Annotated in this window: 14 protein-coding genes; 4 read left to right on the top strand and 10 right to left on the bottom strand. The window is 37.8% G+C overall.

Features of this window, described 5'->3' with window-relative positions:
* Positions 1–14: 14 nt before the first annotated feature.
* Together FDK13_RS20975 and FDK13_RS20970 are read left to right on the top strand one after the other, a co-directional pair.
* Positions 15–932: a glycosyltransferase family 2 protein gene (locus tag FDK13_RS20975; protein WP_137341977.1), complete on the top strand. Its 918-nt coding sequence runs from the start codon at positions 15–17 to the stop codon at positions 930–932.
* A gap of 3 nt (positions 933–935) precedes the next feature.
* Complete coding sequence (locus tag FDK13_RS20970; protein ID WP_137341976.1) at positions 936–2,108, top strand: glycosyltransferase family 2 protein; 1,173 nt, start codon at positions 936–938, stop codon at positions 2,106–2,108.
* Between the two features lie 80 nt (positions 2,109–2,188).
* Here FDK13_RS20970 and FDK13_RS20965 read toward each other — a convergent pair whose 3' ends face one another.
* The 7 genes from FDK13_RS20965 to FDK13_RS20935 all read right to left on the bottom strand — a co-directional run bounded on the left by FDK13_RS20965 (position 2,189) and on the right by FDK13_RS20935 (position 8,968).
* Complete coding sequence (locus FDK13_RS20965; RefSeq protein ID WP_137341975.1) at positions 2,189–2,557, bottom strand: Hpt domain-containing protein; 369 nt, start codon at positions 2,555–2,557, stop codon at positions 2,189–2,191.
* Positions 2,558–2,768: 211 nt separating this feature from the next.
* Complete coding sequence (locus FDK13_RS20960; protein WP_137341974.1) at positions 2,769–3,797, bottom strand: MlaD family protein; 1,029 nt, start codon at positions 3,795–3,797, stop codon at positions 2,769–2,771.
* The gene (locus FDK13_RS20955; RefSeq protein WP_137341973.1) at positions 3,797–4,561 is read right to left on the bottom strand and encodes an ABC transporter ATP-binding protein; all 765 of its coding nucleotides are present in this window, start codon (positions 4,559–4,561) and stop codon (positions 3,797–3,799) included. The genes FDK13_RS20960 and FDK13_RS20955 overlap by 1 nt, the downstream gene beginning before the upstream one ends.
* A gap of 6 nt (positions 4,562–4,567) precedes the next feature.
* On the bottom strand, positions 4,568–5,356 hold the full coding sequence (locus FDK13_RS20950; RefSeq protein ID WP_137341972.1) for an MlaE family ABC transporter permease: 789 nt from the start codon (positions 5,354–5,356) through the stop codon (positions 4,568–4,570).
* A 454-nt stretch (positions 5,357–5,810) separates the two neighbouring features.
* Positions 5,811–6,803: a glycoside hydrolase family 43 protein gene (locus FDK13_RS20945; RefSeq protein WP_137341971.1), complete on the bottom strand. Its 993-nt coding sequence runs from the start codon at positions 6,801–6,803 to the stop codon at positions 5,811–5,813.
* A gap of 57 nt (positions 6,804–6,860) precedes the next feature.
* Complete coding sequence (locus tag FDK13_RS20940) at positions 6,861–8,003, bottom strand: hypothetical protein (RefSeq protein ID WP_137341970.1); 1,143 nt, start codon at positions 8,001–8,003, stop codon at positions 6,861–6,863.
* Positions 8,000–8,968, bottom strand: a complete 969-nt coding sequence (locus tag FDK13_RS20935) for a DUF2157 domain-containing protein (RefSeq protein WP_137341969.1) — start codon at positions 8,966–8,968, stop codon at positions 8,000–8,002. The genes FDK13_RS20940 and FDK13_RS20935 overlap by 4 nt, the downstream gene beginning before the upstream one ends.
* A gap of 91 nt (positions 8,969–9,059) precedes the next feature.
* On the opposite strand from FDK13_RS20935, the gene FDK13_RS20930 reads away from it, so the two are divergent.
* Positions 9,060–10,145 carry a zinc-binding metallopeptidase family protein gene (locus FDK13_RS20930; protein ID WP_137341968.1) on the top strand — a complete coding sequence of 362 codons (1,086 nt, stop codon included), beginning with the start codon at positions 9,060–9,062 and terminating at the stop codon, positions 10,143–10,145.
* An 11-nt stretch (positions 10,146–10,156) separates the two neighbouring features.
* Here FDK13_RS20930 and FDK13_RS20925 read toward each other — a convergent pair whose 3' ends face one another.
* Together FDK13_RS20925 and apaG are read right to left on the bottom strand one after the other, a co-directional pair.
* Positions 10,157–10,933: an O-methyltransferase gene (locus FDK13_RS20925; protein ID WP_137341967.1), complete on the bottom strand. Its 777-nt coding sequence runs from the start codon at positions 10,931–10,933 to the stop codon at positions 10,157–10,159.
* 58 nt (positions 10,934–10,991) lie between these two features.
* On the bottom strand, positions 10,992–11,378 hold the full coding sequence (gene apaG / locus FDK13_RS20920) for a Co2+/Mg2+ efflux facilitator ApaG/CorD (protein WP_137341966.1): 387 nt from the start codon (positions 11,376–11,378) through the stop codon (positions 10,992–10,994).
* Positions 11,379–11,526: 148 nt separating this feature from the next.
* Between apaG and ung the strand changes: the two genes are divergently transcribed.
* Positions 11,527–12,192, top strand: coding sequence for a uracil-DNA glycosylase (gene ung, locus FDK13_RS20915; protein ID WP_137341965.1), 666 nt, complete (start codon positions 11,527–11,529; stop codon positions 12,190–12,192).
* A gap of 73 nt (positions 12,193–12,265) precedes the next feature.
* Here the strand turns inward: ung and FDK13_RS20910 are convergent, their stop codons facing one another.
* Positions 12,266–12,670 (bottom strand): Dabb family protein, encoded by a 405-nt coding sequence (locus tag FDK13_RS20910; protein WP_229216144.1) that lies wholly within the window; start codon positions 12,668–12,670, stop codon positions 12,266–12,268.
* Positions 12,671–12,947 lie beyond the last annotated feature (277 nt).

The following is a 12,947-nucleotide window of genomic DNA, read 5'->3' as shown; positions in this document are numbered from 1 at the left end:
TCGTCTTATTTGTGATGAAAAAAGTTTCCATTGTTACAGTAAATTTTAATCAGCCAAAAATTACAGAAGATCTGTTAAGGTCATTAAAGGAAGTCAATTCGTATCAGAACCTGGAAATAATCGTTGTTGATAACGGCAGTAAGGAGAATCCGGTGCCAGCTTGGGAAAAGAAATATCCTGATGTTATTTTTATTCGTTCCGATGCAAATACCGGGTTTGCCGGAGGTAATAATATTGGAATAAAACAGGCTGCGGGGGATTACTATTTTCTAATAAATAATGACACCGAAGTTACTGAAACACTTATAGAAATTCTTGTTAATGCACTCGATGAGAATCCTGTTATCGGTGTTGTTTCTCCAAAAATACACTATTTTGATCAGCCGGGAATGCTGCAATATGCCGGTTACACGCAAATGAATTATTACACGGGGCGCAACTCCTGTATCGGTCAGTTTGAAGAAGACAAAGGCCAGTATGATTCTCTAACAGGACCGACCGGTTATGCGCATGGCGCTGCCATGATGATCAGAAAAGAAGCAATCGGAAAAGCAGGTTTAATGGCGGAAAATTATTTTCTATACTTCGAAGAATTAGACTGGTGCGAACGTATCAGAAAAGCCGGATATGAAATACATGTTGACCTTCGGGCGCTGATATTTCACAAGGAATCCATCTCAGTTGGAAAAAGATCGGCGTTGAAAGAATTTTTTATGACAAGAAACAGAATTCTATTTATTCGTAAAAATACTTCGACAGCAAATTTTGCTATATTTTGTTGCTATTTCATGGCGACGGTTTTTCCGAGAAATATCATTCATTATCTGATGCATAAAGAATACAAATTTATTCCCGTATTTATCAGCGCCATTACCTGGCATTTTTCTAATAACACAGACAGCACGAATCTGGGCTATACCGTAAAACCTTAACCAATGGAAATTCTTTTCTGGATCAGTTTATTTATCGTTTTTTATACTTTCCTGGGTTACGGAATTGTGCTTTATGTCTTGGTGAGAATCAGAAGGATCGTGAAAGGAAAGCGGATTTACCCGAGCCTTGATCAGGATTTTCCTACGTTAACACTTGTGGTAGCTGCATATAATGAAGAATCATTGATTGAAGAAAAAATTCGGAACACGATTGACCTGAAATATCCACAGGGGAAATTAAACCTTCTTTTTGTTACGGATGGTTCAACAGACCGGACACCTGATTTGATTGCCCGACATCCTGAAATTAAATTGATGCATTCTGCTGCCAGAAGCGGAAAAATTATGGCCATTCACCGGGCGATGCATGAAGTTAATACGGAGATCGTGGTTTATACAGATGCCAATACTTTTCTGAACAAAGATGCCCTGTTACTCATTGCGCGTCATTATGCTGATCCGACAGTTGGTGCTGTTTCGGGAGAAAAAAGGGTTTTACAGGACGACGTTTCGGATGCCACAGCAGGAGAGGGATTTTATTGGAAATATGAGTCCATGCTAAAAAAATGGGATTCTGAGTTATATTCAGTCGTTGGTGCGGCAGGAGAGTTGTTCAGTGTCAGAAGATCGCTTTATAAGGAAGTTGAGCCGGATACAATTCTTGATGATTTCATGATATCCATGCTTATTGCTCAGCAGGGTTATCGCATTATTTATGAACCAGAAGCATACGCCTCCGAACTTTCGTCAGACAATATTAAAGAAGAATTGAAAAGAAAAGTCCGCATTGCGGCAGGAGGGATTCAATCTATTTTGCGTCTCAAGAAACTGATGACTCCTTTTGAGCATCCGCTACTCTGGTTTCAATATGTAAGTCATCGTGTTTTGCGCTGGACGGCAACGCCCTTTCTGATGATTTTGGTGTTTATTTTGAATTTTATTATTTGTCTGAGATCCGGGAATCCCATTTATATTCTTATTCTTTTTGGTCAGGTAGTATTTTATGGTGCATCCTTGGCCGGATGGCTGCTTGAAAAACGGAAGATTAAAATTAAGGCTTTATTTGTTCCATACTATTTCTGTGTGATGAATTACGCGGTTATAGCCGGAATTGTCCGATATTTTAAAGGGAGCCAAAGTGCTGCCTGGGAAAAGTCAAAAAGGAAAACTGCCTGAGTTTTCTTGAAAGCTATATCACTAAAAAGACCGCATAATCCATTTCCAGGAATTATGCGGTCTTTTTATATTAAATATCTTTAAAGCTTCCCCAATCTTTCAGCTTCCTGCTCCAAAATAGGTGTCATCGAATAAACATCTTTGCTGATTCTGTGATAGTGAGCGATCAGATCATTAATATCGGTTTCGGCGTGAATGGCTTTTTCAAGTTCTTCAACTTTTGGCCTGATGCCGGTAAGACCTGCCATCGTAAAGGAAGGCTTGATTCCATGAACGATACTAGCTGCCTCTGTCAGATTTTCGTCTTCTAAAACTGTCTGCAAACCCTGCCAGCGAGGCAAAGAATCGGATAAGAATGCTTCGAAAATAATTTGAACAATTGACGCATCATCACCATATACCTGATTAAGGTAATTAACGTCGAGTGCAGGATTCAGTTGGAGTGCCATTCAGATATTATTACGGGTTAAAATTAGAGTTAATTTATACTTGAATCGGTGAACCATAACTGATCCTTACCCGAGCTTTTTAAAAGTCATTACCAAATACAAATTTAGATGGAGTTCTTTTATTAATTTGTAGTATAAATTAATTTATCTTTTTTTTCTTAAAAATTAGCCCGCGATAGCTTAGTATTTAACTTAATTATTTCAAATATTTCTACTTAACAGATCCGGTATCAGCCTTCATCTCCTGCTTTTTTAATTCTTCTTCCTGTTTGGCTTTATTCTTGTCCTGTTTCTTAAAATATCTGCGGAACAGGAAGTTTGAGCGCAAAGCGACCATATTTTCATCCAGTTTTGATGTGCTCGTTTCCAGGTTCAGGATCGTGCTTTTAAGATTTGACGCCGTTACTTCGTCGTGAAGTAATACGCCAATCGGACTTTTGGAATTTGAATTAATGTCAGCACTGGCAGTTTTCAGGTTGTTGACCATCGCATTCGCAGAACTTACCGTTTGATCAAGACGCACCATTGTTGCCCGCACACTATGCATAATGGTTGTGTCGGTCGCCAGGTCATTTGCAAGACCGCCTTTTTGATTCAGTTTAGCAGTATAGGTTGAAAGTGAAGCTGTAAGTGCCTGTGCGTTAGAAGATGCTTTATTCAATCCCTTCAAAGTTGATTCCACATCACGATACAATTTTTCATCATTCAGCAACATACCAACGGTACCTCTTCCTTCCAGAATATTTTTACTGATTTTCTTGAACGCATCTGTAATTGACAAAAGGTTTTTATTGTTTTCGGAAAGTACACTTAGCATTTCGTCCGTGCTTTCTACTTTTGCAACGGCCAGCTGATCACCGTCTTCTATGGATGGCACTTTTTGAGTTCCGCCATAAATTACTATAATTTTATTTCCAATAAGTCCATCTGTACCAACTTTGGCCAGTGCATCTTTTCTGACAAACTGCTGTGATTTTTCTTCAATGTTCATCATCACTTCTACCTGAGAATTGGGAAGGAAGCGGAGTGATTTTACTGTTCCGATCTTCACACCGGAATACCAGATATTGTTCCCGGCTTTAAGACCGTTTACATCTTCAAAAATAGTTTTGACGGTTATATTCGATGAAAAAACTTTTTTCATACTTCCTATCGTGAGAATCCCGACGAGTAGAATAGCCAATCCTAATATTACGAAAAGACCTACTACGATGGAGCGTTTTCTATTGCTTGTTTCCATTATTGAATAAAATTATAATCGTAAAAACTTTTAACTCTTTCTTCTTTCGAAGCAAATACCTCTTCAAATGTACCTGTTTGCTGAAATTGCCCATCGAGCAGCATAGCTACCCGGTCACCAGTTTGTCTTGCACAGGTCAAATCGTGTGTTATAATGATGGAGGTTGTTTTATATTTTTCTTTAACCTCATTGATCAGTTCATTGATTTCAATACAAGTTATCGGATCAAGTCCGGCGGTAGGCTCATCATACAGCATTATTTCAGGTTGTAAAATAAGCGTTCTCGCAATACCTATCCGTTTTCTCTGTCCACCTGAAAGTTGTGAAGGAACCTGGTTAATTGTCTGGGATAACCCTACGGAATCCAGAACTGATTCAACCTGTTCTTTAACTTGTGCTTTTGTTAAACCGGCTACATTTCGGACAAGAGGAAATTCGAGATTTTCACGAACCGTCATACTATCGTATAAGGCGCTGTTCTGAAATGAAAAACCAATTTTTCTTCGCAGATCATTCAGTTCCTTTTGATTTAATTTTGAAACCTCTTTTCCCAGTACTTCGACGGTACCTTTGTCTTGTTGTAATAATCCTATTATAATCTTGATCAAAACGGATTTTCCTGTTCCGGATCTTCCGAGGACAACCACGTTTTCGCCGCTGTATACGTCAAGGTTCACGCCATTGAGGACCTTCAGGTCACCAAAAGATTTATAAAGATTTTTTATCGAAATTATCGGATCTCCTTTTTCTTTATCGTTTTGCATATATCCCTAAGCCCTGAAATAATTTGATACCTGTACAATGATCACTTCCTCAATAAAGATCAGGAACATGGATAAAACCACCGAAGTATTAGCAGCCTTTCCAACGCCCTCAGTTCCTTTTGTTGCATTGTAACCCTGATAGCAGCCCACAATTCCAATAGTGAAACCGTAAGCAACCGCCTTGGCAACCGATGTCCCAAGATCCAGAAAGGTTATTTGTTCAAAAGCCTTTTCTATGAACAACCTTGCACTTGTACCCTCATTAAGGTATACGTTTAAGAAAGCACCCATTAAGCCTACCAGCGTACAATAGAACATCAAAAGAGGAATTGTGATCGTAGAAGCCAAAACCCTGGTTACAACCAAAAATTTGAATGGATTGATTGCAGAAACTTCCATCGCGTCAATTTGTTCAGTTACGCGCATTGAACCAAGTTCAGCGCCAATACTGGAACCAACTTTTCCGGCGCTGATCAACGCTGTTACCAAAGCAGCAAGTGCGCGGACAATCGCGATGGAGACTAGTGAAGGCAGCCAGGAAGTAGCGCCAAACTCTGCAAGAGATGGCCTTGATTGTTTTGTGAAAACCATCCCGGTGATAAAACCTGTCATGCCGATAAGCATTAAAGATTTATAGCCGATAGCGTAACATTGCTTAACCAGTTCCTGGAATTCCATGCGGCCCCGGAAGGCCTCTTTGAAAAATCGGATAAAAAATTTATAGCCATTAAATACGGATAGAAGGGCATGGTCTATATTTTTCGTGAAAACATGATCTTTTTGTTTCGTGCTCATTAAAAATAATTGCAAAGTTTAAATGACGTATTTGTATAAATGTTTCGACTTTTCTGTGGTTTCATTTTTTAACCTCTTAATTAAACATCTTTTCCCCGATTTACTCTTTGTCGAATGGTAATAGCAAAAAGCATTCCATGTAATGGGTTTGAACACAGTTTTTTTGAAATTAACTTAATAAAAGGAATTTTAAATTTAAAAAACGTATATTCTTAATAACAGCAGCAATTATTTAGCGTTCCAAAATAATGAAATTCCGGATGTCTAAATCTTGTTTTAAATTTATATTACAACAAATTCAACCGGATGATTGTGAAGAATTCAGGAATGATTGGAAAGCTAAAATTTAAACCAACCTTTTTTAAGGCCAGCTTAAAAAAGGTTGGTTTAATCAGGACGGTTGTATTTGATTTTGGAAGAAAAAAAATGAGTGTGCCCACCCTTTTTAATTCACTTATTTCAAAGGCTGTGATTTTACGCCTTCTCGTGTAATGATGACGGGATTTATCATTCCCTTAGCATCAAATGTCATTAAGTCAACACAGGTAACACGATGATTTCCATCTGTTTCAGTAAGTGGACGGCGGTGGTAAACAATATACCACTGATCTTTTTCCGGAACCTGAATTACGGAATGATGCCCGGCTCCGGTAGCCACTCGCGGATCTTGCTGTAAAATTTTTCCAATTCTTTTAAATGGTCCAAATGGAGAATTTGCTATCGCATAAGCTACTGAATAGTCAGGTCCTGTCCAGCCACCTTCGGACCACATGAAGTAATACTTTCCGTTACGGATAAACATAAATGGACCTTCGACATAACTGTCCGGGGTAATTTCCTTGAAGATTTTTCCGTCTTCAAAAGGGATGAACCCGGTAAAATCATTTTTCAGTTTGGCCACATTGCAATGTTTCCAGCCGCCATAATAAAGATAATATTGGCCATCTTTGTCTTTAAATACAAATTGATCTATTGGTTGGGCACCATTGTGGAATTTATCGATCAGTGGTTTCCCCAGATAATCTTTAAAAGGTCCTTCCGGTTTATCAGAAACTGCTACACCAATTCCTCCGGATTCATTGTCACTTTGGATATCGTTGGCTCCAAAGAACATATAATATTTTTTATCTTTTTCTATAATGGATGGAGCCCAGAGCGCTTTTTTCGCCCATTTTATATTTAACGTGTCTAAAACTTTTGCGTGTTTGGTCCAGCTTACGAGATCTTTGGAAGAAAATGCATCCATAAAAACCTGATCCTTATAAGGGGCGGAAAAGGTTGGATAGATCCAGTACTGATTTCCGTGTGGTTTTGAGTTGAAGATAATTCCTTCCGGATCTGCATACCATCCTGGAAATAAGGGGTTTCCGGAAGTTTTTTTTGTGTTCTGAGCGTAACCGGTTGCAGTAACTACTAAAAGAGAAAATAGAAGAAGCTGTTTTTTCATAAATAAGTTTTTTTTGCAAGTTAAGCGGAGTAGGAGGGAAATCAAATTCTCGGCCTCTCAATATGAATTTCCTGCACCACCACCACCAAAGTCGCCACCACCAAAATTTAAATGATCTCCGGTTGGAGCTTGCCCAAACTGATGGGCGATAAGCAAGGCTTCCAGGTTTGCAATATTTTGGCCTTCACTTTTTTCATCAGAAAGTCCGAATCTGGCCGTTTTGAAATAATAAATGCAAGATATAGTGAGAATTATCAATACAAAACCCGCCAGGATCAGGATAATTTCCATGGGGATTATGTCAAAATAATACCTGTAAGTAAAAGCTGAAAAGGCGGTTGTTAACAAGCCAGTGATCAACAAAATTCTATCTTTATTTTTCAGTCCGAAATAGATATAAGTCAGTGGAATGGTAGTGGTTAATATGTAAAACAATGCAGAAAACGGAATCTGCGGAGCAATTGGAGTAAGTAAATCCGCCAACAATGCATTTCCTTCTCTGACAACGTAATAGTTGCCTCCCAGATAAAAAACCATCAATGCTACGGTTTTTATAACGAGCTGACAATTTTTGTAATACAAACCGTAGTCGGCTTGGTTTAGGAAATAAATAATAGCCGAAATTAGCATGAGGCAGAAGGGCAATATCGGTTTCAGTTGCGGAGAGGCAAGAATGATATTAGCAAACATCACGTACAATGCAGCCACACTAATAAATGCAATTAGAATATCAGCATAGCGAATCACTAGAAAGCTGTTCACGATCAATACAATCAAACAATACTGCCAGATTTTCAAATGATCAAAAGTCAAAAATACAGGAACAAGCGCTGCAACGGCGGCCATGTAAAGCAACGCATTATCGATGCCGGAGTGAAAAAGTTTACGGTCTTTTATTGCGTATTCCAAAGCAAAAAAGTAACAGATGGCGCACACAATACTAATTACAGTGAAAATTTTATCGGTACTGTTTTCGAGAAAAAACAGAGAAATGAAACCCGAAAAGAATGATCCAGCCAAAATCGTAAACAGAAAAAGGCCGGTTTTTACAAATATTCCGGGCTTGTAAAATGACTCGGGAAAATCAGTCGTTATCTGTTCTAATTGTTTTAAGGTTATCAAATTCTTTTTAAGCCACGACTGACTGATGTTTTGAATATTGAGATTGATAATCCATGTTTCGTTATAGGGCTTTTTCATTTTTTTAGTCCGAGGATTTTTTTAACGTTCAAAAGGAAAAATAATACGCCGAGACTTGTAAAGAGAAAGTAGAAAATACTTAAAGCCGCCAAAACTGAGTCGGGCAAAAACACAAAGGCAGCGTACGTTACGGCGATATATCCATAAATCACGCCCATCAGTAAAAAAATCAAAGACTGCGTTTTTCTGGCATTTTGGATTAGAAATGTACACAAAGCAGCTGTAATAAGGAAATAGATGATTTTTGGATCATTATTAAATAGCCCTGCTAATCCCGAAATTGCTGCCAGATTTCCTCCTAAAAGCATGTAAGTGAATCCGAAATGACTTTTTATATCATTTTTCTCTGAAAGCCAACTTATTACCACTAACGCTATACCGAGAACGATGCCTGTAATGATAATTCCCGGTGCGGTGAAATCATTTTTTTCCAAAACCGATAGGGGAGAAATCGTCAGACCAAGCCAGGAAGCTAGTCCGGTAATGCCCATGGAAAGCACAGCTTTATTATCAAATCTGTATGCCAGGAAAAAGAAAAGTACGGTTGGAATGAATATTGCAATGCCGTAACGGGTGCCAAAAAATTGGTATTGATATTGCAGGTATCCTTCAAGTGTCAGGAATAATGTGCAGGCAAGAATAAGTATATATTCTGAAAACTGATCCGTGTTTATTACCATTCCCCGGCTAAAAGGTTGTCTGTTTTTGAAAAGGTGATAAAAACAGGCTATTATCGACGCAGCGATTAGCGCAATAATCGCCTGATGCCCAATTGTATCTATGTTTTTGTAAATCAGAATTCCCAGGCCGGTAGTCAGAAGTGTGATGCCAAGGTAGAGAATAGCCCGGAGTTCGCGGTGGATGGAAAATGATTTGGTACGTTCATATTCGGTAATAAGGACAGCCTGTTCTTCAGGCAAAATTCCTTTCTGAGTGAAACTTTCCAGAATTGATTTAGTAGTCATTGATGTAGAAAATGAGGGAAAGTGTAGAAATAATTTTTAAAGATAATTGATTCTTGGAATCTGTATATTGCCAGTTAATAAGTAGTAAAGTATGAAGTTATTTAAATGCAGTAATTGCGGTCATGCCGTTTATTTTGAAAATATTTATTGTCAGCATTGCCACTCTTCCCTGGGCTTCGAAACGCAGGAGCTTAAACTCTATGCACTTAAACCAGAAAATAATAAATCATTCAGGCTTATCAATCAAAACGGAAATCTGAGCTCTTATAAATATTGCCAGAATCATGGACACAATGTTTGCAACTGGCTGGTACCATCTGGCAGCAATTCTCCTTTTTGTGTAGCTTGTGAATTGAACAGAACCATTCCTTATTTAGGACAAAAGAATGATTACGATAAATGGTACCGGGTTGAAACAGCCAAGCGCAGGCTTATTCATTCTTTGCTGAGGTTTGGTTTGGAAGTAAAAAGTAAAAATTCTTACGGGCCCGGAGGAATCATGTTTGATTTTCTATCTGACAGAAATTCTACCGATGGTAAGCGAATTCTCACCGGACATGATAATGGTTTGATAACCATCAATATAGCAGAGGCTGATGATATTTATCGGGAAATGTCCAGAAATCAGATGGATGAAGTGTACAGAACCTTACTTGGTCATTTTAGACATGAAATCGGACATTATTACTGGGACGTTTTAATTGGAAGGACAAATAAATTATTCCTTTTTAGAAATCTTTTTGGCGACGAAAGAGCAGATTATGGTTTCGCCTTGCAACAGTATTATTCAAATAATTCCTCAAAAATATGGAAAAAACAATTTATTAGTAAATACGCAAGTGCGCACCCATGGGAAGACTGGGCAGAAACGTGGGCACATTATATGCACATTGTTGATACGCTGGAAACGGCTGATTCTTTTGGGCTGAACGTCAGGCCACGTGTAGTGAGGCCGGAAGATGATATGAACACTTCCTTTGTTGATCCTTATACCGTCACCAATTTTGATGAGATTATTGATATGTGGCTTCCACTGACTTTTGCTATGAACAGCCTTAACCGCAGTATGGGTCTGCGTGATCTATATCCGTTTGTAATAAGCCGTTCAATTAAAGAGAAACTACGATTTATCCACGAAATTGTAAGAGAAGCGTGTGGGAGAAAACAATTCAATTAAACATCTTGCTTTTAAAATCTTAATACAAAATCTTCCTTAACCTGTTCTTTTCTGAAAAATACGAGCCCGATCCAGAATAAATCAACAGTGAGCGTCACCTGAGGATGAGCCTTGATATATTCCCAGGCCTGTGTCATTTCTTCGGACCAATAAATATCATCAAAAATAAAAACGGAATCGTTTTTTGCATAAGGAAGACAATCTTCAAAATATCTCACAGTCGGCTCGTAGCGATGATTGGCATCGAAATAGGCGTAATCCAATCCGTCAGTAAATTTTTTCAGATTAGCTGGCAATGTTTCATCAATATTTCCCAGAATTATTTCTATATTTTTTGAACCCGACTTTTTGAAATTGCGCAAAGCTATGTTGGCAGTTTCCGGGCATCCTTCAAATGAAATAATCTGTGAATCAGGTTTGGCTTTCGCCATGTAAAGTGTGGTAAGGCCAAGCGATGTACCTAATTCCAGCAAACTTTCGGGTTGGAAATGACGAATCAAACGATGAAAAAGCTTCCCAAACTTTTCAGGCTTTTCCGCATTTTTAGCAATCGTTTTTATTTTTCTAAGATTAGATTTGTTTATACGCGATCCGGCACCGAGATCCAGAATCTCAATTTCTTCGTTGGAAGCAAGCAGCTCTTTTCTTAATAACTTTAAAGCAGAATAGTCAGGATGCTTTTCGTTCTTATCTTTTATGACCTTGGTATATAAATCAAAAAGAAAAGGAGAGTGAATGGAATGTTCATTTCCTGAACGAAAAAGGTACTTAAAATAAGCAGTAATCAATTGAAGAAATTTTAATGAATTATTAGCAGCACAACGCACTGCAAAAAATTAAGGTTCGTCAGTTTAAACGGTAAGGAACTACCAGAGCAAAAGCAGGAATAATAACACGAAACTGACGACCATCCAGTACGCGCTCCATTAAATAAGTGCCGGCCATTTTGCCCAGATCTGTACGCAAATTACATCCGGAAACATAGTCATGGATATCACCAGGTTCTAAAACCGGTTGCAATCCTACAATTCCTTCGCCCTCTACTTCGCGCACTGTTCCGTTTGCATCATAAATAAGCCAATGTCTGCGTAATAATTTTACGGTGTGTTCACTATGGTTTTCAATAAGAATCTTGTAGGTAAATACATAGTGATCCTGCCTTGGATTTGAGTAATCAGGCTGATATTCTGTCAATACTGTGACTTTTACGCCATCTGTCACTTTCGAAACCATACGGATTGAGGATAGTGTTGAATATCTTGATCAACAAAAATTTTGGTATGTATTTTGTCAAACTTCAATATAAACGAAAATAGTCATCATTTACTGATAAAAGCAAATCAAAAATCAATTAATTTGGATTTTAATTAATAATAAAAATATGGATGTTAAAATAGAAGAGTCTTGGAAAAAGCGACTGGCGGCTGAATTTGAAAAACCTTATTTTGCCACGGTCACAGATTTTGTAAAAAGTGAGTATGCGACCAAACAGATATTTCCGCCTGCCAAACAGATTTTCAACGCTTTTAACTATTGCAGTTTTGATGATTGTGAAGTAGTGATTTTGGGACAGGATCCATATCACGGTTTAGGACAGGCAAACGGACTATGTTTTTCGGTAAATGATGGTGTAAGAATGCCGCCATCGCTGCTTAATATTTTCAAAGAAATAAAAGATGATCTTGGAAAACCAATCCCGCCTACGGGAAATCTTGAACGTTGGGCTTCACAAGGAGTTTTGTTATTAAATTCTACTTTAACCGTTGAAGCCGCAAAAGCAGGTTCGCATCAGGGGAAAGGTTGGGAACAATTTACAGACGCCGTTATCAAATGTGTGTCTGATGAAAAGAAAAATGTCGTTTTTATGCTTTGGGGTAAATACGCCCAGGATAAAGGAAAAGTAATAGATGAAAGCAAACATTACGTTTTGAAAGCGAAACATCCTTCCCCAATGGCCGCGAATTATGGCGGATGGTTTGGAACAAAACATTTCAGCAAGGCAAATGCCTACCTTGAAGAAAATGGATTGAAGACAATAAACTGGTAGTGAATAAAAGAAAAAAAAGAGCCGGGAAACCCGGCTCTTTTTAATAATTTTCACTCCTATTACTATTAAATAATTACTTTTCGATATCGGAATTCATCTCCAATACTTTGTCCCAGTGGGACTCATTGCTTTTAACAAAGTCACTGCGATACGCGTTAGAAGCATATTGTTTCGCAGCTTCATCTGTACGGAAAGTCAAATAATGAATCACATCGTATTCACTTTTGTTTCCATCGTTTTTTTGAACTCTGCCAGCTGAATAAGCAACTACGTCTTTCACATTGTTTTTCAAAACTGCAAAATCACGCATTTCTTTTTCCATCTCTGCGCTTGTTGTACCAGCTTTAAATTTGATACAAACGATGCGCTGCGTTTCAGCTGGTTTGTGAGGAACGTAAGCTCCATAAATGATAAGCATAAATACGCTTAGCATAAAAACCGGTACTAAATATCCTATTGTTTTATTTTTAGTTCTCATCTTTTGGGGACTTTGTTACAGTCATTTCTTATTGATAAACAAATGTAAAACAATTATTTTAAATTGTATTATTTCTTTAAATAATATTAATAATATTGTTTTTTGGGTGTTTTTTAAAATATATACTATGTGAAATTTGCATTGACAATATTTTATTTGGAAGTATTTTTTTACAATATTTTTTCAAAATTTACATTGGTGATTTGATAAATGGATGGAGTTCAAAAAAAAATGTAAAAAGCTGGAAAATAGGTTTGTCAAAAACCGATGCGGGTTA

This window comes from Dyadobacter frigoris (assembly GCF_005280585.1).
GTDB classification, from domain to species: domain Bacteria; phylum Bacteroidota; class Bacteroidia; order Cytophagales; family Spirosomataceae; genus Dyadobacter; species Dyadobacter frigoris.
Note: the sequence above shows the minus strand (reverse complement) of the source record. Positions and strands in the feature narration are given on the sequence as shown.